This is a genomic window from Acinetobacter sp. DMC2 (genome assembly GCF_056314305.1).
Genome location: NZ_JBQUYP010000006.1, coordinates 1 through 23,847, shown reverse-complemented (window position 1 = coordinate 23,847; position 23,847 = coordinate 1). Strand labels below are relative to the sequence as shown.

General features: G+C 39.2%; 24 protein-coding genes. 18 read left to right on the top strand and 6 right to left on the bottom strand.

Translation table 11 applies throughout. From position 1 onward, the window contains the following. Positions 1–40: 40 nt before the first annotated feature. The 3 genes from ACT53H_RS13525 (at position 41) to ACT53H_RS13515 (ending at position 4,564) form a co-directional block, all read left to right on the top strand. Positions 41–1,336: an acyl-CoA dehydrogenase family protein gene (locus tag ACT53H_RS13525; protein ID WP_476009393.1), complete on the top strand. Its 1,296-nt coding sequence runs from the start codon at positions 41–43 to the stop codon at positions 1,334–1,336. Between the two features lie 174 nt (positions 1,337–1,510). Further along, complete coding sequence (locus ACT53H_RS13520) at positions 1,511–2,902, top strand: LLM class flavin-dependent oxidoreductase (protein ID WP_476009392.1); 1,392 nt, start codon at positions 1,511–1,513, stop codon at positions 2,900–2,902. A gap of 195 nt (positions 2,903–3,097) precedes the next feature. After that, positions 3,098–4,564 carry an MFS transporter gene (locus ACT53H_RS13515; protein WP_312823776.1) on the top strand — a complete coding sequence of 489 codons (1,467 nt, stop codon included), beginning with the start codon at positions 3,098–3,100 and terminating at the stop codon, positions 4,562–4,564. 59 nt (positions 4,565–4,623) lie between these two features. Here ACT53H_RS13515 and ACT53H_RS13510 read toward each other — a convergent pair whose 3' ends face one another. Further along, positions 4,624–5,808, bottom strand: coding sequence for a hypothetical protein (locus tag ACT53H_RS13510; RefSeq protein ID WP_312823778.1), 1,185 nt, complete (start codon positions 5,806–5,808; stop codon positions 4,624–4,626). Between the two features lie 440 nt (positions 5,809–6,248). Between ACT53H_RS13510 and tauA the strand changes: the two genes are divergently transcribed. From tauA to tauD, 4 genes are read left to right on the top strand one after another with little or no spacing between them, the layout of a single operon-like run. Then, positions 6,249–7,289 carry a taurine ABC transporter substrate-binding protein gene (tauA, locus tag ACT53H_RS13505; protein ID WP_004792942.1) on the top strand — a complete coding sequence of 347 codons (1,041 nt, stop codon included), beginning with the start codon at positions 6,249–6,251 and terminating at the stop codon, positions 7,287–7,289. 9 nt (positions 7,290–7,298) lie between these two features. Continuing rightward, a complete protein-coding gene (locus ACT53H_RS13500; RefSeq protein WP_476009391.1) occupies positions 7,299–8,093 on the top strand; it encodes a taurine ABC transporter ATP-binding protein in 795 nt (264 codons plus the stop codon). Next, a complete protein-coding gene (gene tauC / locus ACT53H_RS13495) occupies positions 8,090–8,959 on the top strand; it encodes a taurine ABC transporter permease TauC (RefSeq protein ID WP_004792938.1) in 870 nt (289 codons plus the stop codon). The genes ACT53H_RS13500 and tauC overlap by 4 nt, the downstream gene beginning before the upstream one ends. Positions 8,960–8,967: 8 nt before the next feature. Next, positions 8,968–9,849 (top strand): taurine dioxygenase, encoded by an 882-nt coding sequence (gene tauD / locus ACT53H_RS13490; RefSeq protein ID WP_174758966.1) that lies wholly within the window; start codon positions 8,968–8,970, stop codon positions 9,847–9,849. 67 nt (positions 9,850–9,916) lie between these two features. Here tauD and ACT53H_RS13485 read toward each other — a convergent pair whose 3' ends face one another. Next, positions 9,917–10,651: an aspartate/glutamate racemase family protein gene (locus ACT53H_RS13485; RefSeq protein ID WP_476009390.1), complete on the bottom strand. Its 735-nt coding sequence runs from the start codon at positions 10,649–10,651 to the stop codon at positions 9,917–9,919. Continuing rightward, positions 10,651–12,117: an NCS1 family nucleobase:cation symporter-1 gene (locus tag ACT53H_RS13480; protein ID WP_476009389.1), complete on the bottom strand. Its 1,467-nt coding sequence runs from the start codon at positions 12,115–12,117 to the stop codon at positions 10,651–10,653. Before ACT53H_RS13480 ends, ACT53H_RS13485 begins: the two co-directional genes overlap by 1 nt. A gap of 396 nt (positions 12,118–12,513) precedes the next feature. On the opposite strand from ACT53H_RS13480, the gene ACT53H_RS13475 reads away from it, so the two are divergent. After that, positions 12,514–13,254 (top strand): GntR family transcriptional regulator, encoded by a 741-nt coding sequence (locus tag ACT53H_RS13475; protein WP_353154475.1) that lies wholly within the window; start codon positions 12,514–12,516, stop codon positions 13,252–13,254. Between the two features lie 49 nt (positions 13,255–13,303). On the opposite strand, the gene ACT53H_RS13470 is transcribed toward ACT53H_RS13475, so the two are convergent. After that, the gene (locus ACT53H_RS13470) at positions 13,304–14,194 is read right to left on the bottom strand and encodes a LysR family transcriptional regulator (RefSeq protein WP_476009388.1); all 891 of its coding nucleotides are present in this window, start codon (positions 14,192–14,194) and stop codon (positions 13,304–13,306) included. 189 nt (positions 14,195–14,383) lie between these two features. On the opposite strand from ACT53H_RS13470, the gene ACT53H_RS13465 reads away from it, so the two are divergent. The 3 genes from ACT53H_RS13465 to ACT53H_RS13455 all read left to right on the top strand — a co-directional run bounded on the left by ACT53H_RS13465 (position 14,384) and on the right by ACT53H_RS13455 (position 17,271). Continuing rightward, on the top strand, positions 14,384–15,070 hold the full coding sequence (locus tag ACT53H_RS13465; RefSeq protein WP_476009387.1) for a hydrolase: 687 nt from the start codon (positions 14,384–14,386) through the stop codon (positions 15,068–15,070). Between the two features lie 109 nt (positions 15,071–15,179). After that, positions 15,180–17,054: an amidohydrolase gene (locus tag ACT53H_RS13460; RefSeq protein WP_476009386.1), complete on the top strand. Its 1,875-nt coding sequence runs from the start codon at positions 15,180–15,182 to the stop codon at positions 17,052–17,054. A 55-nt stretch (positions 17,055–17,109) separates the two neighbouring features. Then, on the top strand, positions 17,110–17,271 hold the full coding sequence (locus ACT53H_RS13455; protein ID WP_016141301.1) for a DUF1427 family protein: 162 nt from the start codon (positions 17,110–17,112) through the stop codon (positions 17,269–17,271). A gap of 68 nt (positions 17,272–17,339) precedes the next feature. Here ACT53H_RS13455 and arsC read toward each other — a convergent pair whose 3' ends face one another. Beyond that, positions 17,340–17,768 (bottom strand): arsenate reductase (glutaredoxin), encoded by a 429-nt coding sequence (arsC, locus tag ACT53H_RS13450; RefSeq protein ID WP_312823803.1) that lies wholly within the window; start codon positions 17,766–17,768, stop codon positions 17,340–17,342. Positions 17,769–17,851: 83 nt separating this feature from the next. Between arsC and ACT53H_RS13445 the strand changes: the two genes are divergently transcribed. Genes ACT53H_RS13445 through arsH form a run of 4 tightly spaced genes read left to right on the top strand, consistent with a single transcriptional unit; the run spans position 17,852 to position 20,417 of the window. Next, on the top strand, positions 17,852–18,181 hold the full coding sequence (locus ACT53H_RS13445; protein ID WP_004792919.1) for a metalloregulator ArsR/SmtB family transcription factor: 330 nt from the start codon (positions 17,852–17,854) through the stop codon (positions 18,179–18,181). Positions 18,182–18,186: 5 nt separating this feature from the next. After that, complete coding sequence (locus ACT53H_RS13440; protein WP_125699479.1) at positions 18,187–18,660, top strand: arsenate reductase ArsC; 474 nt, start codon at positions 18,187–18,189, stop codon at positions 18,658–18,660. Positions 18,661–18,670: 10 nt separating this feature from the next. Next, on the top strand, positions 18,671–19,717 hold the full coding sequence (gene arsB / locus ACT53H_RS13435; RefSeq protein WP_004792917.1) for an ACR3 family arsenite efflux transporter: 1,047 nt from the start codon (positions 18,671–18,673) through the stop codon (positions 19,715–19,717). Next, positions 19,704–20,417: an arsenical resistance protein ArsH gene (arsH, locus tag ACT53H_RS13430; protein ID WP_174758512.1), complete on the top strand. Its 714-nt coding sequence runs from the start codon at positions 19,704–19,706 to the stop codon at positions 20,415–20,417. Before arsB ends, arsH begins: the two co-directional genes overlap by 14 nt. 57 nt (positions 20,418–20,474) lie before the next feature. On the opposite strand, the gene ACT53H_RS13425 is transcribed toward arsH, so the two are convergent. After that, the gene (locus ACT53H_RS13425) at positions 20,475–21,377 is read right to left on the bottom strand and encodes a LysR family transcriptional regulator (protein ID WP_004792913.1); all 903 of its coding nucleotides are present in this window, start codon (positions 21,375–21,377) and stop codon (positions 20,475–20,477) included. A 101-nt stretch (positions 21,378–21,478) separates the two neighbouring features. On the opposite strand from ACT53H_RS13425, the gene ACT53H_RS13420 reads away from it, so the two are divergent. From ACT53H_RS13420 to ahpF, 3 genes are all read left to right on the top strand, one after another. Then, on the top strand, positions 21,479–22,039 hold the full coding sequence (locus ACT53H_RS13420; RefSeq protein ID WP_004792911.1) for a chromate transporter: 561 nt from the start codon (positions 21,479–21,481) through the stop codon (positions 22,037–22,039). Beyond that, on the top strand, positions 22,039–22,560 hold the full coding sequence (locus tag ACT53H_RS13415) for a chromate transporter (RefSeq protein ID WP_476009385.1): 522 nt from the start codon (positions 22,039–22,041) through the stop codon (positions 22,558–22,560). The genes ACT53H_RS13420 and ACT53H_RS13415 overlap by 1 nt, the downstream gene beginning before the upstream one ends. A gap of 181 nt (positions 22,561–22,741) precedes the next feature. Continuing rightward, on the top strand, positions 22,742–23,847 hold a 1,106-nt coding region (gene ahpF / locus ACT53H_RS13410; RefSeq protein WP_476009384.1), incomplete at its 3' end, for an alkyl hydroperoxide reductase subunit F.

The following is a 23,847-nucleotide window of genomic DNA, read 5'->3' as shown; positions in this document are numbered from 1 at the left end:
TATTTTATGGTAAAAGCAAAGCAATATTGGTTTTACTTACATGACAAATTTAAATTTTGAGCATCATCTCGGTTCACTAACGCATGCAGCACTTAGCCAAGCCTCAATTATTTCTCGGGTGTGGGGTGAAGGGCCGTCATCACGTTATGATGAGTTGGCACAATATTTCAGACCGACTTTTGCCCGTATTAAAGAAGGGGCTTTAATTCGTGAGCAACAACATATTTTGCCCTATGAACAACTTCAGTGGCTCAAAGATGTTGGTTTTACACGGTTAAGACTTCCCAAAGCTCATGGAGGCTTTGATGCCACCATTCCTGAATTATTTGCATTGCTCATTGAACTTGCAGAGGTCGATTCAAACTTACCACAAGCTTTGCGTGTGCACTTTGGTTTCACTGAAGATGTGTTGGTGAGTAAAGATAAAGCGTTTCAACAGCGTTGGTTCAATCGAATTGCCAATGGGGAAACGGTGGGCAGTGCATGGTCTGAAGGTGGAAAAGAGTCAATTGATCAGTTTGAAACTCATCTATATCGGGATAGTGACGGAAAAATTCGTGTTAAAGGTCAAAAGTACTACACCACAGGCAGTCTATATGCAGACTGGGTTGAAATTGGTGTAACAGATTTAAAGGGTGAGTCGGGTTCGGTGGTTGTTCGCCGCGAAGATGAGGGTGTTGAAATTGTTGATGACTGGAATGGCTTTGGTCAGCAACTCACCGCAAGTGGCACGGCATATTTCCATGACGTATTGGTCGATGAAACTGAAATCTTACCTGATGATGATCGTTTTAAATATTCAGCGGCTTACTATCAACTGGTCCAACTGGCAATCATTACGGGTCTAGGACGTGCTGCAACCTATGATGTTTCGCAAGCTGTGGCCAAACGTACCCGAAACTACACGCATGCAAATGCCCAATTTGTAAAACAGGATCCACAAATTTTACAAGTCGTGGGACAAGTTCGTGGTGCGGCTTACAGTGCAGGGGCGATTGTTGAAAAAGTTGCACAAAGCTTACAACGTGCTTACTTGGCTGCATTTCAAAATAATGAGCAGCTTGAAGAGGAACAAAATGCGCTTGCCGAACTTGAAAGTGCCCAGTCACAAACGGTCATTACCGATTTAATTTTAAATGCTTCTACAATTTTATTTGACGCTTTAGGTGCTTCTGCAACAGACAAAGACTTAGGCCTAGATCGATACTGGCGTAATGTACGAACTTTATCTTCACACAACCCTAGAGTATTTAAAAATCGAATTGTCGGTGATTTTAGTGTAAATGGCACATTACCACCTTATCAATGGCGGATAGGGAACGTTGCTAAACAGTAATTTATAATTTTAGATATTAAGCTGCTATTTTAGTGGCTTAATATTATTTTGTTTTTAAAATGAATTATAAAAATCTATTAGAATAAAATCATATTTTGTTTGGGGTTTATATTATAAAGAAAACCTAAAAATTGCTTTAGTATAAAAATTAAATAAAATGATGGTTGATATTTTATGACTAAGAAAATTAGTTTTAATGCTTTTGAAATGAATTGTATTGCCCACCAATCTCCTGGATTATGGCGACATCCTCAAGACCGATCTGTTGAATATAAAGATTTAGAATATTGGACAGATTTAGCACAAATTCTTGAGCGTGGTTTTTTTGACGGTATTTTTATTGCAGATGTACTTGGTATTTATGACGTTTATCATCAAAGCGCTGAACATGCCTTAACAGGTGCGGTACAAGTTCCGGTCAATGATCCTTTGCAGATTGTGCCAGCTATGGCGGCAGTTACAAAGCACTTGGGTTTCGGTGTCACAACCTCGATTTCCTTTGAACATCCTTATCCTTTTGCTAGGCGTATTAGCACGCTAGACCATTTAACCAAAGGGCGAGTTGGATGGAATATCGTGACGTCTTATTTGGAAAGTGGTTCGAAAAACTTGGGCCTAAAAACTCAGGTTAATCATGACAATCGTTATGATATTGCTGATGAATACTTAGAAGTTCTTTACAAACTTTGGGAAGGTTCTTGGGAAGAAGGTTCTGTACTTCGCGACCGTGAAAGAGGTATCTTTGCTGACCATAAAAAAGTACACCCAATTCAACACGAGGGTAAATATTTTACTGTACCGGGCATCCATATTTGTGAACCATCACCGCAGCGAACCCCAGTACTCTACCAAGCAGGCGCATCTTCACGCGGGCAGAAGTTTGCAAGTCAAAATGCCGAGTGTGTATTTATTGCAGCGCCGTCTAAAATTGCCACTAAAAAAGTGGTGCAGGGTATTCGCCAAAAATTGGCTCAAGAAGGCCGCGACCCGTACTCAGTTAAAATTTATGCACTTTTGTCGATTGTCACTGATGAAACCGATGCAAAAGCACAGGCTAAGTTTAAAGAATATCAAAGTTATGGAAGCTACGATGGGGCTTTAACCTTACTGTCTGGCTGGTCTGGTGTCGATTTTTCACAATATCAACCCACTGACAAAGTTGAATATATTCAAACCAATGCCATTCAATCTTTATTAGATTCTTACGTAAATGCAGATCCTGAGCGTGTTTGGACCATTGAAGAAATTGCAAATTGGAACAGCTTAGGTGGTAATGGACCTGTGTTAGTGGGTTCGGCAGAAACCGTTTCGGATGCTCTACAACAATGGGTTGAAGATACCGATGTCGATGGCTTTAACCTTGCCTACATTTTGGCTCATCAAACCTTTGCTGATGTGGTTGAGTTTATTGTGCCAGAGTTGCAAAAACGAGGGGTATATCAAACGTCGTATGCACAAGGAACATTAAGAGAGAAATTATTTGGTGCTGGGCCATATTTGCCTGAAAATCACCGCGGTGCAAAATATCGTAATCTAAAGGAATTAAAACTTGCTGAGGCAAGTTAATATTTTAGGAAGCCTTTAAATAAATAGCTGGTTAAATACCAGCTTTTATTTTGTCTTTTTTATATCGGTTTTATTGCTGAGTTAATAATGAAAAGATAATTCTATAATTTAGATTAAAACATCAGATTAATTTGTTTTTGTATGATGTGAATAATCATTATTTTGTTTCTGTTATTAAAATACAGGAATTATTAAGTGAGCACACAAGAACTCGATCATAACCACCGTTATGAAATTAAATCTCCCGATGATGTTTCACAATTAATTTCAAAATTTGCAGGGAAGGGTAAATCGAATAAAGTTATTTGGTTGGCACTCATTGGGGTGTTTATTGATGCCTATGATTTAACAACGCTGTCCTTTGGTATTGAACAAGTTATCTCAGAATTTTCTTTAAGCCCTGTCATGACTGGTGTGGTGGCTTCAGCCATTGTCTGCGGAACCATTGTTGGTAACCTGATTGGTGGTTGGCTGACAGATAAAATCGGCCGTTATCGGGTCTTTATGGCAGACATGGTGCTCTTTGTCATTGCGGCAATTGTCGCAGGCTTTGCACCGAATGTCTGGGTTTTGATTTTAGCCCGATTTATTATGGGAATTAGTGTCGGTATTGATTTGCCTGTCGCAATGTCATACTTATCTGAGTTTTCCAAATTTAACGGTAGTAGCAACAAAGCAGCACGTTTAGCCGCATGGTGCCCAATGTGGTATGCCGCTTCTTCGGTATGTTTTGGTCTAGTTCTGGCGCTTTATTTTCTTTTACCCCCTGAGCATAGCAACTGGTTATGGCGAGCATCTTTAATTTTTGGAGCAGTACCAGCGTTACTCATTATTTTTATTCGCGGTAAATATTTAACTGAATCACCTATTTGGCTTGCAAACCAAGGCGATTTAAAAGGCGCAGCTAAAGTTCTACAAGAATCCTATGCAATTCATGCAGTTGCTACAGTTGAAAAAGTAGAAAGAACTAGCGATAAGAAAAAGCGCGAGGGTTTTGCAGTTTTATTTAATAAAACCTATTTGCCAAGAACTATTGTGGCAATTGTGATTCACATTTCGGTGGCATTTCAGTACACGACCATTGCTTTCTTTTTGCCTTCTATTTTAACACGGTTTTTTCATACTGATGTCTTGACGACCATTACCACCACACTTGGGCTTAATTTACTGTTTGCATTTACGGGCGGACTATTAGGTGTATTTGTTGCCAGCAGATTTAAATCTCGTCATGTGTTGCTTACAGGCTTTTTACTTCAGTTTATTGCTCTCATTGCTTTGGCATTGATTGGTGAACCCGGTAATAGCTTTTTACTCTACACCGCAATTGGAATGCTGGGTTTGTGGCTTTTTGCCGAAGGCTTTGGGCCTGGGGCACAAATGATGGTTTATCCTACTATGGCTTATCCAGCTTCGATTCGTGGTGTTGGTGTTGGCTTTAACCGTGCCGTAACAGGTGTTGCTCAAGCCATTGCCTTGTTTGTTTTACCAATTTGGATGGCGGGTTACAAAACCGATGTTTACCTAATAATTTCTATCTTTGCATTTATTCCTTTAATTGTGATTGGGCTAGTGATTAAGTTTGAGCCTACTGCCCAAGATGTTGATGTGATTGATGAAGATAAAACAGAACTTCCTCTCAATAATTCACCAGTAATCGACTAGAGTAAAAATAAATATCTAGATAAAACAAAGGCCAACATCTGTTGGCCTTTATTTTGGATTTAGAAGTAGTAAGCAAAAATCACAAATGCTTTTTTATTCCATTTATCATTGCTTCCACCAGCTGCAAGGCCTTCACTGTCTCCTAGGTATGGATCATGTTTACCCATCAATAATTCGGCTTGTACCGTCAGTTTTTGATAGTTAAAAGCAATACCGGGAATAAAACGGGTAGAGTCTTTAAAGCCATCTTGCTCTTTTCGATAAGAACTATAATTTAAATAGGGACGAACAGAGGTAATTGGGCCAAATTGCTGAGGAAATAAATAGCTGAGCTCGGCTGAGTAAATCTGACCTTTGGTTGCAGAGTTAAATGAATAATCGAAACCACCTAAAGTCAGATGATCTTTATATTCAGTGTCGGCATTATCGATGTCTTGATAACCAGCCAAAAGCTGTAAATTCCATTGGTTATAATTGGTATTGCTAAAAACCGAATAGACTTGGCGATCGCCATCTTGCCCTGAACGTTTGTTTTCAATAGTGGAATACCATGCAGAAGCACCCAGTTGGGTAGAGAAATTTTCTTGGCCTAAGATATTTTTAAAGGTATGAGCACCTCGAACAACAAAGGAGTTCTTTTCTTTAGTATTGGTGCCTTGTGGTACAGAGTCATCCGCGTTGACAGGGTTGATACTAAATCGACTCGAGTCTTTGCTTTTACCTCTATAGGTACCACCATCGGTAGGATAAAAGGCGAGTTGTGCTTCATTGGTTCCATCATTGAAATCATATTTTACGCCAAGGTTGTGTACATCTTCCCAACCCGCACTATTGGCAATGCCTAAATAATAAGTATTTCCCCAAAATCGACCCAAGCCAAAAGGAACGGGGTTTAAGCCAGCAATAATTTTACTGTTATCATTAATTTTATAACCCAACCACGCATCGGTTAGCCAGTTGGCATCGCCTAAATGTCCATAATACTCATAAACCCGATAATCTAGATGGCCAATCCATTTCGGTGAGTTGTAGTCCAGCCATAATACTGCGTCATTAAAGGAAAATTTACTGGTAGAGGGTTCAGAGTCAAAATCATAAATATATTTAGCCCGAACAGTACCACTTACTTTAAGTTGACCTTCTTCAGCATTGCCAAAGGAAAGGGCTGCATGACTTGAGAGGCTGAATGTAATCAAAGTCGTCGCGATGAATATTTTTTTGAAAGTTGTAGGACGTTTAAACAAGGGATGATTTCTCCTCTTAAAAATAAAAATTAAATTTGCCTCATGTATAAACCAGAAAAAGATTTGTCCAAATCTTAATATTTGCACAAGATTCAAGATAAAAAGATAATAAAATCTGTACTTTATATAAAATAATGAAAATTAATTAGATGCAAAACTCTGGATGCGATAAGCAAAAATAAAAATGATGAAATGAGTAGGATAAAATACTTACAGGATGTGTGTCAGCCTTTTCTCATCTTATCTTTTGTGAATATCGTTTTTAATTATTGATATATAAGTATTTTAATTTTACCGTTAATCTATATGATTGCTTAAAATTTGTTTTTTACCAAAAGATAAAAACTTATAAGGAAAAGTTATTTATAAAAATTAGATAAGCAACTCATATTTTTTTATTTTTCATTATAAAGCCGGCTGAATACCATGAGCTTATATTATTGAAAGATCATGAAATTATGAGCACGAAGACCAAACCGTTGATTATCACGGCAATTGTAGTAGTCGCAATTGTTGCATTTATCGTATGGCAAAATAAAAAAGACAATAATACAAGTGCTTCAGTTCGTGACAACAAACCTGTTGTGATTGCTTATCAAACTGGAGTTGACCCAAGCAAAGTGGCGCAGGCGAATGGGGAGTATGAAAAACATAGCCAACGTAACATTCAATGGAAAAAATTTGATGCGGGTTCAGATGTAGTTAATGCACTTGCCTCGGGCGACGTGGTACTTGGCAATATTGGCTCAAGCCCACTTGCTGCTGCGGCCAGCCGTGATTTACCGATTGAAGTATTCTTAATTACTTCAAAACTTGGTGCATCTGAAGCACTCGTGGTGAGTAATAAATCAGGGATTAAAAGCCCTCAAGATTTAATTGGCAAAACCATTGCTGTACCGTTTGTTTCAACCACACATTACAGCCTTTTGTCTGCACTGAAACATTGGAATATTCCAGAAGATAAAGTAAAAATTATTAACTTGCGTCCACCTGAAATTTCAGCTGCTTGGGAACGTGGTGACATTGATGCTGCCTATGTGTGGGAACCTGCTTTAAGTAAAGCCAAAGCATCTGGCACAGTCTTAACTGACTCAAAACAAGTCGGTGAATGGGGCGCTCCAACTTATGATTTATGGGTAGTACGTAAAGACTTTGCAGAGAAAAATCCTGACTTCTTAAAAGCTTTTGTCCAAACTACGCTTGAGCAGCTTGAAAAATATAATCAAGACCCAGCCGCTTACGTTAAAGATGCCGATAATGTGCAAAAAATTGCGCAGCTCACAGGTTCCGATCCAAAAGATATCCCGCTTTTATTAAGTGGAAATATTTACCTAGACCACGCTCAGCAAAAACAAACGTTAGATGGTGAATTTGCGCAAAATATTTTTGATACAGCGAAGTTCTTAAAAGGTCAGGGCAAAGTCGATCAACTGAAAGCCGATTATAAAGGCAACGTGAATTCTTCATTTTTGCAGCCTTAAGGAGTTGTCATGAGTGTACTAGAAGCCAAACATATTCATCTGACTTTTCCTAAACAACAAAAGCCAGTTTTACAAGACATTAACCTAACGATTGAAGAAGGTTCTTTAACCGTGATTTTGGGCGAGTCAGGTTGTGGCAAAACAACTTTGCTTAATATCTTGGCAGGCTTTCAAAAACCGAGTTCAGGTGATGTGCTTGTAAATCATGAAGTGGTAAATGGACCAGATGTAACCCGCGCTGTGGTATTTCAGGATCATGCACTCCTTCCTTGGTTGAATGTTGCAGATAATGTTGGTTTCGCTTTGCAGTTAAAAGGTTTAAAGCGCGCAGATATCGAAGCTCAAGTGAACGCAATTTTAAAAATTGTAGGTTTAAGTCACGTTGAAAAAGCCAATATTTGGGAACTTTCCGGTGGTATGAAACAACGTGTTGGTATTGCCAGAGCTTTGATCAGTCACGCGCCGTTTATTTTATTAGATGAACCTTTTGCTGCATTAGATGCTTTTACACGTGAAAACATGCAGCAGTTAGTGCTCGATTTATGGATTCAGCAAAATAAAAGTTTCTTTTTAATTACGCATGACATTGAAGAAGCATTATTGCTCAGCAATCAGTTAGTTCTGATGACAGCGCATCCAGGCAAAATTGTAGAAACTCTACATCTCGATTTTGCTGAACGATATCGTCAGGGTGAGTCTATTCGCTCGATTAAATCGGACCTTCAATTTATTCAGCTCAGAGAACAGCTATTTGAAACTTTAAGGGCACAAAAACAAAGCGGTAAGGAGGCGTTACCTACATGAACACTAAAGATAACGTCTATGAATATGACAAAACAGAGCTAAAACTTAAGCCAGATGCACAATCAGAAAAAGCTTCATTTTTATTGTCATTTTTTGAGAAGCATCGCACTTTGGCGGTTAGCATAATCAGTGTGGGAAGTGTGGTTGCGCTTTGGTTTCTCATTACTGCTTTGCATATCGTACCTGAGCTATTTTTACCGAGTCCACAGGCCGTATGGCAGAAATTTATATCGGTCAGCCAAGAAGGCTTTATGAAAGCAACTTTGTGGCAACACTTAGCAGCCAGTATCTCTCGAGTATTTTTAGCTTTGATTGCTGCTGTAGTGATTGGTGTTCCATTGGGTTTATGGATGGGTTTGAACAAATGGGTCCGTGCTGTTCTAGATCCTTTAGTTGAATTATTACGTCCAATTCCACCGTTAGCTTATTTGCCATTACTGGTGATCTGGTTTGGTATTGGCGAAACCACAAAAGTACTTTTGATTTTCTTCTCGATTTTGGCGCCTGTCATTATTAGTAGTGCGCATGGTGTGTTAAGCCATCAGCTTAATCGTGAGCGTGCTGCACTGTCGCTAGGAGCAAGTCAGGCACAAGTCTTTTGGCATGTGATTTTACCAACCGCTTTACCTCATATTATTACAGGTATTCGTATTGGTCTCGGGGTGGGCTGGTCAACATTAGTTGCAGCAGAGTTAGTTGCAGCAGATCGTGGTATTGGTTTTATGGTGCAATCAGCAGCGCAGTTCTTAATTACCGATACGGTGATTCTGGGCATTATTGTGATTGCGATTGTCGCAGTTAGTTTTGAGCTGTTTTTACGTTGGTTACAAAAACAGTTTTCTCCTTGGTATGGTCAGCAGTTGTAGTAAAGAAGATGAATACAGTCGTAGCAAATTTAAATATTGAAGTGATCAAGCCTACCATTGGCGCAATTATTCATGATGTCGATTTGAATGCGTTAAATGAACACACGACGCAACAAATCCAGCAGGCTTTACTTGATCATCAGGTCATTTTTTTTCGAAAGCAAAAATTGGCACCACAAGCACAAGCTGACTTGGCACGTAGTTTCGGCACTTTACATGTGCACCCGATTTATCCTTCTATTGAAGAGGTGCCTGAAGTGATGGTACTCGACAGTTGGAAACAGGATTTACGTGACAATGAGCTTTGGCACACAGATGTGACTTTTAGTAAGACCCCACCTTTGGGCTGTGTTTTACAAGCCATTAAAATTCCACCTGTAGGCGGTGACACCTTGTGGTCGAGTAATACCGCAGCTTTTAAAGGGCTTCCGCTTGAGTTACAGCAAAAATTACGTGGCTTAACTGCAACACACGATATTCGTAAGTCTTTTCCACTTGAACGTTTTGCTCATAACGAAGAAGAGCGAGAAAAGCTTTTGCAAACATTTAAGCGTAATCCGCCAGTGGTTCACCCCGTGGTGCGTACCCATCCGGTTACAGGTGAGCCTTTGTTGTTTATAAGTGAAGGCTTTACCACTCAAATTAATGAGTTAGCTGAACAAGAAAGCGAACAGTTACTTAATTTCTTGTTTGAACATGCAACTCAAGAGAAGTTTCATTTACGCTGGAAATGGCAAGATGGTGATGTCGCGATTTGGGATAACCGTTGTACGCAACATAAAGCATTATTTGATTATGGCGATGCCCATCGCATCATGCACCGTGCAACTATTAACGGTGATGTGCCATTTTATAAAAATGAACAAAAGCCAGAGTTAGCAGAGACTTAATTCTTTTGATTATTCTTTGTTTCAATTCCAACTCTGAATTTTGAGCTGGAATTGAAACAATAACTCTTTAGCGCATTCCAAATCCTGATAATATGCCTGTGTAGTTCTTTACAGGAGGTGAGGCCCAATCACCAACTTTGCTAGTTTTTAAATTTAACTGGACTAACATTTCAGCTTGTTTAACTGCTGCTGCAACGCCGTCAATAACAATCACTCCCAATTCATTTTGTAGTTTTAGACATAAATCACTCATGCCTGCACAGCCCAAAACAATCGCATCGCTTTTATCTTCCGCTAGTGCTTTTTTGCATTCATCTCGTATGGTTCGATAAGCATCTGAGTCAGAAAGCTCCAATTCTTCAACTGCAATGTCACAAGCCCGAACATTTTTGCAAAATGGTGTAGCCCCATAGCGATGAGCTAGATACCAGCTCATATTCACAGTGCGTTGTAAGGTTGTGACCACACTAAAACCAGTACTAACATAACTCGCAGTTCTCATAGCTGCTTCTGCAATCCCAATAACAGGTGCTGAAGTCATTTCACGGGCAGCATAAAGTGCAGGGTCACCAAAACAGGCAATAACATAAGCATCTACACTTAGATGTTCACCTTGGCGAATTTCCTCCAGCACACCTACTGCACTTAGGGCTTCATCATAATAACTTTCAATCGTTGCAGGGCCCATTTGAGGACTCACTGCAATAATTTGAGTATCAGAACCTGCAACTATCTTTGCTGATGTAGCAATTTTATCGGTCATGCTTTGCGTGGTATTAGGGTTAATAATTTTAATTTTCATTATACTTTTACCTTAGTCATTGCCGATTTAGCATGTGCAAGTGGTTGGTTAAGAAATCGGTAAATGACAAAACCGAATCCCATCCCAATAAACCATGTGAAATTAGCCAGCCCAGACAGTTGTGGTAAAAGTACGCAGAGAATAGGAATTAATGAAGCTGGAATTAAGGCATAAAAGGCAGAGTGGTTATAACCATTTTTGTACCAATATGAACCTTTGGTATCTAAGGTATATAAATCATCTACCACGATTTTCTGTTTTTTAATGAGATAAAAATCGGCGAGCAAGACACCAAAAAGTGGACCAATAAATGCACCTAAAATATCAATGGTGTAATGGATCACTTGAGGGTTATTAAATAAATTCCATGGGGTGATAAAAATCGAACCCACTGCTGCAATCATTCCACCCATGCGCCAGCTAATTTTACTCGGTGAAACATTAGAAAAATCAAAGGCTGGAGAAACAAAGTTAGCGACAATATTAATCCCGATAGTGGCAATCATTAAGGTTAAACTGCCTAAAATCACCACAAAGGTGTTATCCAGTTTACCGACCATCTCGACAGGGTCTGTAATGAGCTTGCCGTAGACTGGAAGCGTTGCCGCAATACACACCACAGTAAGTAAAGAAAAGCCTAAGAAATTAATCGGTAGCCCAAGAAAGTTACCCATTTTAATCGCGTTAAAGCTTTTGCCATAACGAGAGAAGTCGCCAAAGTTCAGCATAGGCCCTGAAAAATATGAGACAACAAGCGCAATAGCACCAATCATGACGGGTACAACCGCAAAACCGTCGTATTGAACACCGCTCAAGTTTAAATCAATATTCTGCCATCCAGCTTTCCAGATGAGCCATACTGCCATTGCAAACATTACGATGTAAACAGCTGGACCTGCCCAGTCAATGAATTTACGAATACTGTCCATGCCAGACCAAAAAACAATCGCTTGCAGTAGCCAAAGCAGCATGAATCCAACCCATCCTAAATAGGAAAGTCCAAGAAAGCCATAAGTTGAAACATCGGCATAGACCGACCATTCTGGAAAGAACTTTAAAATGACCAATAAGAAAGCACTTGAGGCCAAATAAGTTTGAATGCCATACCACGCGACAGCAATAAGACCACGAATAACGGCAGGAATATTTGCACCAAGCACACCGAAGGTTGCGCGGCAAATAACAGGATAGGGCGTACCAGTTTGTTGGCTAGACTTGGCAATCAGGTTTGTAAAAAACTGAACTATGGCAATGCCGATGAGTAAAGATAAAAGTACCTGCCAGCTGTTCAGCCCAAGTGCAAAAAGGCTTCCAGCCATGACATAACCGCCGACACTATGAACATCAGACATCCAGAAAGCAAAAATATTATAAGCGCCCCATGTTTGCTTTTTTAAAGGAGCTAAGTCTTGATTTGTCAGTTTTGCATCATAAGAAGGTTTAATTATTGCTTCGGTATTATTCATCTTGAACACTCACTTCCTTAAGATGGAGGCACTTTCAGCAGCATTGTTTTTCTGTCTAAAAGAATGAAATTAAAATTGTGTACAATGTGATATTTAAATTGTGCACAATATTAATTGAGCAAAAGTTATGCCAAATTTGGGAAATAGCGCTTATGAGTTATTTAAACTGGTATGAATTTTGGATATGCAGAGACAAATGTATAACATGAGAAGTGCTTAATTTTTTATAAAAACTAAGTAAATTTAGGTATATAAGTAGATATTTAGAGATCTAATATTGAATTGTTTAGCTCAACATAAGTGTTTTGGGAATGAGAGCGATATTCCAAAACGCTTAAGTTAAACTTACACTATTGTCATTAGATAAAGTTTTAAAAAGAGGGGGCATCAATAAAAATGGAGAAATCAATGCCATCGAATGCACCAAAAAAAGCCGTAGAAATGAGCAATGATGAAATTGATGACCATATATATAACGCTATTGTAGATGCTATTTTAAATCGACAACTTGCCCCTGGCGCGCGTTTAGTTGAAGCACCTTTGTGTGAAGCATTCGGTGTAACGCGAGGAGTGTTAAGACGTGTTTTCGTCAAACTTGCCCATGATAAGGTCATCGAAATTCAGCCCAATCGTGGAGCACTCATCGCAAAACATAGTGCTCATGAAACAAAAGAGGTCTTTGAAGCACGCAGCATGCTTGAAATCGCTACTGTAAAAAAGCTAGCTCAAAAGTCACATAGTCTAGATTTTAGTGAGCTTCGAGGTTTAGTAGATCAAGAGTCTCATGAGCGTTTAGTTGGCAATTGGGCCGAGTGGATTAAGCTATCAGGGCAATTTCATTTAAAGCTGATTGAAGCAAATCAAAATACGATTATGACCAGTTATTTGCAGACGCTTATTGCCAGAACTTCGTTATTAATTGGGTTATATGAAATTCCCAAACATAATAATTGTTCGGCAGATGAACATCGTGCAATTTTAAATGCCATTGAGCAAGGCGATGAAAAGCGAGCAACTCAATTGATGGAAGAGCATTTAGAACACTACGCGACGACATTTGTTGAAGAAGACAGCACATCAACAGCAGATCAAAATTTATTAAATTTATTTAAAAATAAGAAGATTGAAACCATTTAAACTAACTAAAAAATAATGGGCCAATTCTTCCGGAAAAGGCCCAGATTGGTTATTTTATAGGAATGATTTGTTGCGTCAGAAAATCAATAAATAGTTTTACTTTCTTCGATAGAATTTTACGGTTTGGCCATGTCACATATAAGTGAAGGGGTTGACTGGTGTAGTCCTCCAAACACTTCTGTAATTTACCTTCTTTGTAGTAAGGTTCAGCAATAAACTCTGGAAGAAAAACAATGCCGTGGTCTTTTAGGCACATATCTAATAATAATTCACCATTATTACAGGTCATCACTGGGAAGCAATTGAACGACACTTCTTTCTGATCTTTTTGGAAAATCAATTTCTTATGTCGGCTATCCTGATAATAAATCAGAAACTTATGTTCTTTAAGTTCCTCTAATGAGTCTGGTAATCCATGCTGATTGAAATACTCAGGTGTCGCATATAGATAGCGCTGATAGGTATTTAATATCTTACTATTTGCTAAGTTTGGAGGAGAGCCATCTACACGAATAGTTAAATCAAATTTATTATTATTCATGTCTAGTAGTTGATCAGTCATGAATAAATCAATTTTGATGCTGGGATATTTCTCAATAAAATCTGAAATGATATTTTGAAGAAAAATATTGCTAAAAGACATTGGTGTATTGAGCTTGAGTTCGCCTTCTGGGTACTGCTGGTTATAGCTAATTTCATAGGCAGCCCATTCAAACTCACTTAAAATGACTTTGCTATGTTGATAAAATTTTTCTCCACAAGAGGTGAGGTTCATCTGTCTTGTGGTTCGGGTTAACAGTGTAGTTTTTAGGTCATTTTCGAGGTAGCAAACACGTTTGGCAACCAAGTCACGAGAGATGTCGAGTGCTCTGGCTGCGCTACTAAAATTCCCACGTTCTACGACACTTACAAAAGTGGAAATACAGTCTAATCGATCCATGGATAAGCAAAAGTTAAAAAAATATATATCAATGATTAAACTATAAAAATTAAAAAGCAATCATTGATTTTATTGTATTCGTACAGCATACAGATTCGAGCTGATTTACTGTCTATTTTTTTACATTTTTATCTGTTTTGATAATGACCTGTAAGCAATTTTAATGCATTACTCATAAGGAATTTACCCATGAATAAGTCACTTTTAGAACAACTTTCACCAACAAATTGTCAGGTTATTTTTATTGATCATCAGCCACAAATGGCTTTTGGGGTACAGTCAATAGACCGCCAAGTATTAAAAAATAATACGGTAGGATTGGCAAAAGCAGCTAAAACATTCAATATTCCTGTCACCATTACTACGGTTGAAACTGAAAGCTTCTCTGGTCATACCTATCCAGAACTTTTAGATGTATTTCCAGATGCTCCTTTACTAGAACGTACTTCAATGAATTCATGGGATGACCAAAAAGTACGTGATTCGCTTGCAAAAAATAATCGTAAAAAAGTGATTGTTTCAGGTTTGTGGACTGAAGTGTGCAATAACACTTTTGCTTTTGGTGCCATGCTTGAAGGCGATTATGAAATTTATATGGTGGCAGATGCGTCAGGTGGTACATCGAAAGAAGCACATGACTATGCCATGCAACGTATGATTCAAGCAGGTGTTGTTCCGGTAACTTGGCAACAAGTCTTACTCGAATGGCAACGTGATTGGGCACACCGTGATACGTATGATGCAGTCATGGCAATTGTACGCGAGCACTCTGGTGCTTATGGTATGGGTGTAGACTATGCCTATACGATGGTACATAAGGCGCCTGAACGTACAACTTCAAAACACGAAGTAATTGCACCAGTTTCTGCAAAATAAAACAGTACTGATTTAGGTAAAGGCATGTCTAGTATTCAATATTTAAGTGATATTAATACAGATATGCCTTTATTTTTTAGAACGATAATTCACAAGAATGGAGTTCAGAATGACCGAAATAAACCTCATACTCATAAACGGTAAAATCACAACACTAGATCCTCAGAACCCCGAAGTACAAGCAATTGCGATTGCAGACGGTAAAGTCGTACGTACGGGTACAAATGATGAGGTTATGAAGCTCGCAACACCAACAAGTAAAGTCGTAGACTTAAATGGTCGTCGCGTTATACCGGGTCTAAATGACAGTCATCTGCATATTATTCGTGGTGGCCTAAATTACAATATGGAGCTGCGCTGGGAAGGTGTACCATCCGTTGCAGATGCACTACGTTTACTTAAAGAGCAAGCAGATAATACGCCAGCTCCACAATGGGTCCGTGTCGTAGGCGGATGGACTGAATTCCAGTTTGCCGAAAAGCGTTTACCCACTTTAGAAGAAATTAATAAAGCTGCGCCAGATACTCCAGTCTTTGTTTTACATTTATATGCCAGTGCCTTGTTGAACCGAGCTGCGCTTGATGTATTAGGCTTTAACAAAGACACGCCAGACCCGCCAGGTGGCAAAATTGTACGTGATGAAAAAGGTGAGCCAACAGGTCTGTTGCTCGCAACGCCATCCGCTATGATTTTATATTCGACCCTAGGTAAAGCGCCGAAATTGCCAGTTGAAGATCAAGTTAATTCAACTCGTCATTTCATGCGTGAGTTGAACCGATTAGGTATTACTTCTGCAATTGATGCAGGTGGCGGCGGTCAAAATTATCCTGAAGATTATGATGTGATTAAGCAATTACATGACCAAAATCAAATGACGGTTCGAATTGCTTATAACCTATTTGCTCAAAAAGCAGGCCAAGAGCTTGATGATTATCGCCGTTGGACAGAAATGACATTTCCGGGCGATGGTGATGAATTATTTAGAATGAATGGAGCAGGTGAGAACCTGACTTGGTCGGCAGGTGACTTCGAAGATTTCTATGAGCCACGTCCGGATTTACCGGAAAAAATGGAAGGCGAACTCGAAGCCATTGTTGAACATTTAGCTGATAAGAAATGGCCATTCCGTATTCATGCAACCTATGATGAAAGTATTAATCGTTTGCTCAATGTATTTGAGAAAGTAAATTCAAAACAGCCATTTGCAACTCGATTTATTATTGATCATGCCGAAACCGTATCTGAGCGTAATATCGAACGTATAGGTGCGTTGGGTGGTGGTATCGCCATTCAACACCGTATGGCATATCAAGGTGAGATTTTCGTAAAACGCTATGGAGCCGAAGCTGCTCAAGCAACGCCACCCGTCAAGAAAATGCTAGAACTCGGTGTTCCTGTGGGTGCGGGCACAGATGCGACCCGTGTTGCATCCTATAACCCTTGGATTTGTTTGTATTGGCTAAGTACTGGTAAAACAGTTGGTGGTTTACCTTTATATGATGAAAAAAATCTATTAGATCGACAAACTGCACTCAAACTCTGGACTAAAGGTTCGGCTTGGTTCTCAGGTGAAAAAGATATCAAAGGTTCACTCACAACAGGTGAACTTGCTGACTTAGTTGTGCTGTCCGATGACTACTTTAAGGTTGAAGCAGAAGATATCCAGTGGATTGAGTCTGTACTCACTGTTTTAGGCGGAAAAGTGGTATATGCAGGAGCAGAATTCAAGCGAGAAGATCCGCCGTTACCGCCAGCATCACCAACATGGTCGCCAGTAAAACGCTTTGGTGGTCAGTGGCGTTTATCTGAAAATCGTAATGCACCTTCGAATCAATCATTACAGTCAAAAAGTGCATTGTGTGAATGTGCTAGCAGTTGTGGCATGCATGGGCATAGCCACTCTTGGATGCTTGATGTTCCTGTAAATGATAAGGATAAAAAATCTTTCTGGGGTGCACTCGGGTGTTCTTGTTTTGCATTTTAAATAAAACAGTATGGGAACCTGTCATTAAATGGCTTGCTTCCCTAAGGTATGTACGATGAAAATGTACTTGTTATCTTTGGCTGTAGGGCTGCTCGTTGGTGTCTTATATTATGTTTTAAATGTTAAGTCACCGGCTCCGCCTCTTGTTGCATTAGTAGGGTTATTGGGCATGGTAGTCGGAGAGCAACTTCTTCCTTTTATTAAGTCTTATTTTTAACCCGTTTCACTCAAAAAAGCTAAATGGTGTTGTGCCATTTAGCTTTTTATATTGATGAGTGTCTTCAATTATTTTATACGACGGCCTTGCTCATCAATAATGACTTCACCATCTTCTTTTGCAAAATAGCCTAAGTTTTGTGAATCTAAAATATCCAATACAACCTCAGAAGGGCGGCAAAGACGTGTGCCTTTTGGTGTAACCACAAATGGGCGATTAATTAAAATTGGATATTGCACCATAAACTCAATTAATTGCTCATCAGTCCAATGGGCTTGTTCCAACTCTAAATCTTTATACGGATCAACATTTTTACGGATTGCTTCACGTACGGTTAAGTTTGAATCCTTAATGAGTTGGATTAGCTCATCTTTACTTGGTGGTGTTTTTAAATATTCAATCACTATAGGCTCAAACCCCGCATGACGAATGAGTTCCAATGTATTGCGCGATGTGCCACATGCAGGGTTATGATAAATCTTCACTAGTTCCGCCATGATAATTATTCATTGAATTAAGATATTGCATTTATATATGGATATCCGTATATTTGCAATAACGAATATAATTGGCTGCACATATGATCACTCAAGTCGATTTCTTTAAATGTCTTTCTGATCAAACTCGGTTAAACATTCTTAAGTTAGTTCTGAGCAAACAAAATATTTGTGTCTGCGAGCTAACCGAACAGCTTGAGTTGAGCCAACCAAAAATTTCCCGACATTTAGCCCTATTACGCACCCATGGCATGCTTCTTGATTCAAGACAGGGACAATGGGTGTATTACAGCGTTAATCCTGAGCTGCCGATCTGGGCAATCAACATTTTGAATATTTTGGCGCAGCAAGATGACGATGCAATGAAACCATTGTCTGGTCGGCTAGGGTCTATTTCTACCTTTTGTGAGTAAAGATCATGAAATTTCTATTTCTATGTACGGGTAATAGTTGCCGTAGTATTTTGTCAGAAGTTTTATTTAATAGCCGCGCACCAGAAGGGTGGAAAGCTTATAGTGCGGGCAGCAAACCTTCTGGTCAGGTACATCCGTTAACGATTGAAACCCTTGAAAATTTAGGTTTATCTACAGATGGCTTATGGAGTAAAACGATTGATGATTGCGAGCAATATCAACCAGATGTAGTAATTACTGTTTGTGACTCAGCAGCGCAAGAAGCATGCCCATTGTATTTAGGTGGCGCAATTAAAGCACATTGGGGCTTAAGTGACCCGTCACATCTCGACTTACCAAAAGAAGAAAAACTCAAGGCGTTCCAAAATACTGTAAATCATATTAACCGCCGTTTAGATGCTTTATTTGCATTAGATGTTGCACATTTGAGCCGTTCGCAACTTATTAATGAAATTAACCAAATCTCGCATATTGATTAAAGAGAATAACATGGCCAAATCTAAGCTATCATTTTTAGATAGAAACCTAACGCTATGGATTTTTATTGCTATGGCTTTAGGTGTAGCCATTGGTGTTTTCTTTCCTCAAGCATCAGTGTCTTTAAATCAGCTCAGTGTAGATAACGTTAATATTCCAATTGCGATTGGTTTAATTTTAATGATGTATCCTCCTTTGGCAAAAGTAGACTATGCAGCTTTGCCAGAAGTTTTTAAAGATAAGAAAACTCTCGCTTTGTCTTTAGTACAAAACTGGTTAATTGCTCCGGTTTTAATGTTTGCTTTAGCGATTATTTTTCTGCATAACTATCCGGAATATATGACGGGTCTGATTCTTATTGGATTAGCACGTTGTATTGCAATGGTATTAGTTTGGAATGGCTTGGCATGTGGCGATAACCAATACGTAGCTGCTCTAGTTGCCTTTAACAGTATTTTCCAAATTTTATTCTTTAGCACTTATGCATGGCTATTTCTAACCTTTTTGCCACCTTATTTTGGTGTGGCAGGACAAGTCATTAATGTCGATTTTTGGACCATTACCCATGCTGTATTGGTGTATTTGGGTATTCCATTTTTAATGGGTTTCTTGACTCGTCTAGTTTTAGTTAAGGCAAAAGGTTTGAGTTGGTATCAAACCAAGTTTTTACCAAAAATTAGCCCGTTAAGTCTAATCGCCTTACTTTTTACTATTGTTGCCATGTTTAGTTTAAAAGGTGGCGATGTGGTGAGTTTACCTCTAGATGTATTACTGATTGCTGTCCCACTAACAATTTACTTTGTGGTGATGTTCTTTATCAGCTTCTTTATGAGTAAACGAATGGGGAATAACTATCCACGTACTACTGCCATTTCATTTACCGCAGCGGGTAACAATTTTGAGCTCGCTTTAGCAGTTGCAATTGCAACATTTGGCTTAGCTTCTCCGGTTGCTTTTACTACAGTAATTGGACCATTGGTTGAAGTTCCGGTTTTAATTTCACTCGTTTCAGTTTCGCTTTGGTTAAAGAAAAAGTATTTCTCACATGAACAGTTCTAATAATGATTTAGCAAATGTAGAGCTTAACCTTTTGGATAAGCCTACATTCGAACAAATACAAGCACAGCAGCTTGAACATCCACCCCGTATTTTACTGTTATATGGTTCGAATCGTGAACGCTCTTATAGTCGTTTTGCTGTACTAACAGCTGGGCGTATCCTTGAATACCTAGGTGCCGAAGTCAAAATTTTTCACCCTAAAGGTTTGCCTTTGCCCGAAGATGCAGCAACTGATCATCCAAAAGTACAAGAGTTACATGAACTTTTGGCTTGGTCAGAAGGTATGGTGTGGTGTTCGCCTGAACGTCACGGGGCAATGAGTTCAATTTTAAAAGCTCAAATTGATTGGATTCCTTTAGCTGGCGGAGCAATACGTGCAACACAAGGTAAAACCTTAGCCGTTATGCAAGTCAGCGGTGGTTCACAGTCTTTTAATGCTGTGAATCAAATGCGTATTTTAGGACGTTGGATGCGCATGATTACCATCCCAAATCAGTCTTCTGTTGCTAAAGCTTTTTTAGAGTTTGAAGAAGATGGCAGTATGAAACCATCCTCTTACTTTGACCGAATTGTTGATGTAATGGAAGAACTCTATAAATTCACTTTATTAACACGCGGGCAAAAACAGTACCTGACCAATCGCTATTCGGAGCGGAAAGAATCGGCAGAAGAGCTATCAAAACGAGTAAATCAAAAATAAAAAGTTTTATCCCAAAAAGTGCTCTAGTTAGAGCACTTTTTATTGAGTGTTTTGAGACTAAGTCATTGTAGGTAATAGTTTTTGTAATAATTCAATAAAGTTGGAAACTTTGGCCGAATTTTCATTTTCTCTGGTAATCAAGTAAATGGGTGCATTCAGTTTTATTGAGTGATCAAACTCGCGATAAATAATTTCATGATCCCAAAAATTATGCATTGAGGCTGGCACAATAGTAATGCCAATTCCGGCAGCAACCAAATTTAATGTTGCGGTAGGACGCGGCGCTTCTTGAATAATGCGTGGACTAAAACCTGCCTGATAGCAACTATATAAAATATTGTCATATAAACCTTGTCCAGAAGAACGACGGTATAAAACAAAATTCTCATCTGATAAGTCACTTAAACTAATTTTCTCTTTTTGCGTAAGAGGATGTCCTATAGGCAATGCAACCACCATTGGCTCATCTAATATATGTAAGTGTTTTAACCCAATATCACGGCTGATCGGTGCTCTTAAAAAAGCAATATCTAGCTTTTCTGAAATTAACCAGTCCAGTTGTTTTTGACTGCCTGCTTCTTCAAGTTTGGTTTGTACTCCTGGATATATTTCCCGATATGAACGTAATACTAATGAGATAAGCGGATGTAAGCCGGCTGAACTAGTAAAACCAATATTAAGTTGTCCCGTTTTACCTTGGCTAACATCTTGGACTAATTGGGGTATATGTCTGGCATGTTCTAATAAAAGTTGTGCTTCTTTAAATAAGGCTAAACCTGCTTCTGTCGGCTCAATTCCACGCGGTTGACGAATAAGTAATTGAGTACCGAGTTCTTGTTCAAGTTTTTTGAGTAAACGCGTTAGAGGCGGTTGTTGAATAAACAAACGGTTTGCTGCATGAGTAATATTTCTTTCTTCAATTACCACCACAAAGGCATGAAGCTTATGTAAATCTAGCATAGGAATACCTTTAGGGTATGGTTAATGAAAATAAAAGCATTTGTAGATATATCATAAAAGTATCATTCTATCTTGGTCAGATAAAGTGAAAAGTAACGAAAATGAACCATGTTGAGATTGCCGTGCAGAAGGAGAGCGTACCGACCTGCACGGAGTTATTTTTAGGTTTTTTAACATTAGGTTTAATTGGATTTGGTGGTGTATTGCCTTTAGCACGTAAAGTTGTTGTAGAGCAAAGGCAGTGGCTAAGTCCTGAAAAATTCACTGAGTTACTGGGTCTATGCCAATTCCTACCAGGCGGCAATATCATTAATTTATCTGTTGCGATTGGTATGGAGTTTCGCGGTGTTCGGGGAGCGGTGAGTTCACTGATTGGCTTGATCCTTGCGCCTACGATAATTGTTGTACTTTTACACTATGTCTATGAGCAGTTCCAAGACAACCTTATGGTTAAGCATCTTTTCGAAGGATTAGCAGCAGCGGCGGCAGGACTTTTGGTTGCAACAGGTTTGAAAATGCTTAAACCATTATTACGTAATCCATTAGCGATGTGTGTGGTCGTATCTGCAATTGTCAGTATTGCCTTTCTAAAAGTTTCTCTACTTTTAACGATGGTGATTTTGTTATCGATCTATTCTGCCATCATTTGGAGACGTGTGTAATGGGCGCAGTTCTACTTACTTTAGCGATCATTTTTACTCAGTTGTCTCTTATTGCATTTGGTGGTGGGAATACGATTTTGCCCGAAATGCAACGCCAAGTGGTTGATGTTCACCATTGGATGACGGCACAAGAATTTAGTGCTCTGTTTGCTATGGCTCAAGCAGCACCTGGTCCAAATATGATGATTGTACCGTTGGTAGGGTGGCATGTAGCAGGGTTGTCTGGTCTACTGGTAACGTCTACTGCTAAATTTTTACCTTCATCGATTATTACTGTGTTTGTAATGAGAGGTTGGTCAAAATTTAAAGATAAGAAATGGCGCCGTGTTTTACAGCTTGCTTTACAACCTGTCACTGTTGGAACGGTGCTTGCCAGTGCGTGGATTATTTCTGAGGCAGCGGCAATAAATACTTTACTCATTATTATGGTAGTCATTGCAACTTTATTATCTTTAATTAAAAAAGTTCATCCCTTGCATGTCCTGATTGCTGGCGCTGTATTTGGTGTGGTCTTACTCTAGTTTAACCAGTTTGCAAACCTGCGCTGGATGAGTTCAGGTTGGCTTTTTTTAATTTGAAGTGAATAATAATAAAATCTAAAAAACCGATTGAATATATAAAAACATACTGTTTTACCTATTTTGTGTTTTAACGTACTATGCATCTATTGAAAGAATTTGGATGCATTGGAGTAAAAAACAGATGTTAGATCAAAACATTAAAACTCAATTAAAAGCTTACTTAGAACGTTTAGAAAGTCCAATCGAATTAGTGGCTGCTTTAGATGAATCAGATAAAGCTGCTCAAATTAAAGAACTCGTCACTGAAATCGCCGAGCTTTCTGACAAGGTCACTGCCCGTTTTGATGGCAACAATACACGTCGTCCAAGCTTTGGTGTGGCTAAAGTAGGTGAACAACCTCGTGTGTTCTTTGCAGGCTTACCAATGGGCCATGAGTTTACATCTTTGATCTTGGCTCTGTTACAAGTGTCTGGCTATGCACCTAAAGTGTCAAATGAAGTGCTCAACCAGATTAAAGGCTTAAACCTCAAAGCCAACTTTGATGTGTTTGTATCGCTAAGCTGTCATAACTGTCCGGATGTGGTACAGGCGCTTAACCTGATCGCAATTTATAATCCGAACACCACAGCTACCATGATTGATGGTTCATTCTTCCAAGACGAAGTTGAACAACGCAAAATCATGGCTGTACCAATGGTATTCCAAGACAATGAACACATTGGTCAAGGTCGTATGACCCTTGAAGAAATTGTGGCAAAACTTGACACCAACTCAGCTGAAAAAGATGCAGCAGCACTCAATGCCAAAGATGCTTTTGATGTATTAGTGATTGGTGGTGGTCCTGCGGGTGCAACAGCAGCAATCTATGCAGCACGTAAGGGCATTAACACAGGTATCGTGGCTGAACGCTGCGGTGGTCAGGTGATGGATACCATGGACATTGAAAACTTCACGTCTGTACAAAAGACACAAGGTCCTAAGTTTGCTGCCGAGATGGAAGCACACGTTCGTGAATACGATGTCGATATCATGAACCTGCAACGTGTTAGCAAAATCACAGGTGCCAACCAAACTGCAAATGGTCTGGTTGAAGTTGAACTTGAAAACGGTGCTAAACTTGAATCGAAAACTGTGATCCTTTCAACAGGTGCACGTTGGAGAGAAATGAATGTACCGGGTGAGCAAGAATACCGTACCCGTGGTGTCGCGTACTGCCCACACTGTGATGGTCCATTGTTCAAAGGCAAACGTGTTGCGGTGATTGGTGGGGGTAACTCAGGTGTTGA

What these genes read in the sequence shown, in the direction of transcription:
- arsC (WP_312823803.1), bottom strand. Translation starts at nt 17,768, where the DNA reads ATGGCGGAACTAGTGAAGATTTATCATAACCCTGCATGTGGCACATCG.
- arsB (WP_004792917.1), top strand. Translation starts at nt 18,671, where the DNA reads ATGGCCAAATCTAAGCTATCATTTTTAGATAGAAACCTAACGCTATGG.
- ACT53H_RS13500 (WP_476009391.1), top strand. Translation starts at nt 7,299, where the DNA reads ATGAGTGTACTAGAAGCCAAACATATTCATCTGACTTTTCCTAAACAA.
- ACT53H_RS13475 (WP_353154475.1), top strand. Translation starts at nt 12,514, where the DNA reads ATGGAGAAATCAATGCCATCGAATGCACCAAAAAAAGCCGTAGAAATG.
- ACT53H_RS13440 (WP_125699479.1), top strand. Translation starts at nt 18,187, where the DNA reads ATGAAATTTCTATTTCTATGTACGGGTAATAGTTGCCGTAGTATTTTG.
- ACT53H_RS13465 (WP_476009387.1), top strand. Translation starts at nt 14,384, where the DNA reads ATGAATAAGTCACTTTTAGAACAACTTTCACCAACAAATTGTCAGGTT.
- ACT53H_RS13460 (WP_476009386.1), top strand. Translation starts at nt 15,180, where the DNA reads ATGACCGAAATAAACCTCATACTCATAAACGGTAAAATCACAACACTA.
- ACT53H_RS13425 (WP_004792913.1), bottom strand. Translation starts at nt 21,377, where the DNA reads ATGCTAGATTTACATAAGCTTCATGCCTTTGTGGTGGTAATTGAAGAA.
- tauC (WP_004792938.1), top strand. Translation starts at nt 8,090, where the DNA reads ATGAACACTAAAGATAACGTCTATGAATATGACAAAACAGAGCTAAAA.
- ACT53H_RS13445 (WP_004792919.1), top strand. Translation starts at nt 17,852, where the DNA reads ATGATCACTCAAGTCGATTTCTTTAAATGTCTTTCTGATCAAACTCGG.
- tauD (WP_174758966.1), top strand. Translation starts at nt 8,968, where the DNA reads ATGAATACAGTCGTAGCAAATTTAAATATTGAAGTGATCAAGCCTACC.
- ACT53H_RS13455 (WP_016141301.1), top strand. Translation starts at nt 17,110, where the DNA reads ATGAAAATGTACTTGTTATCTTTGGCTGTAGGGCTGCTCGTTGGTGTC.
- ACT53H_RS13525 (WP_476009393.1), top strand. Translation starts at nt 41, where the DNA reads ATGACAAATTTAAATTTTGAGCATCATCTCGGTTCACTAACGCATGCA.
- ACT53H_RS13480 (WP_476009389.1), bottom strand. Translation starts at nt 12,117, where the DNA reads ATGAATAATACCGAAGCAATAATTAAACCTTCTTATGATGCAAAACTG.
- ACT53H_RS13420 (WP_004792911.1), top strand. Translation starts at nt 21,479, where the DNA reads ATGAACCATGTTGAGATTGCCGTGCAGAAGGAGAGCGTACCGACCTGC.
- ACT53H_RS13470 (WP_476009388.1), bottom strand. Translation starts at nt 14,194, where the DNA reads ATGGATCGATTAGACTGTATTTCCACTTTTGTAAGTGTCGTAGAACGT.
- ACT53H_RS13520 (WP_476009392.1), top strand. Translation starts at nt 1,511, where the DNA reads ATGACTAAGAAAATTAGTTTTAATGCTTTTGAAATGAATTGTATTGCC.
- arsH (WP_174758512.1), top strand. Translation starts at nt 19,704, where the DNA reads ATGAACAGTTCTAATAATGATTTAGCAAATGTAGAGCTTAACCTTTTG.
- ACT53H_RS13415 (WP_476009385.1), top strand. Translation starts at nt 22,039, where the DNA reads ATGGGCGCAGTTCTACTTACTTTAGCGATCATTTTTACTCAGTTGTCT.
- ACT53H_RS13485 (WP_476009390.1), bottom strand. Translation starts at nt 10,651, where the DNA reads ATGAAAATTAAAATTATTAACCCTAATACCACGCAAAGCATGACCGAT.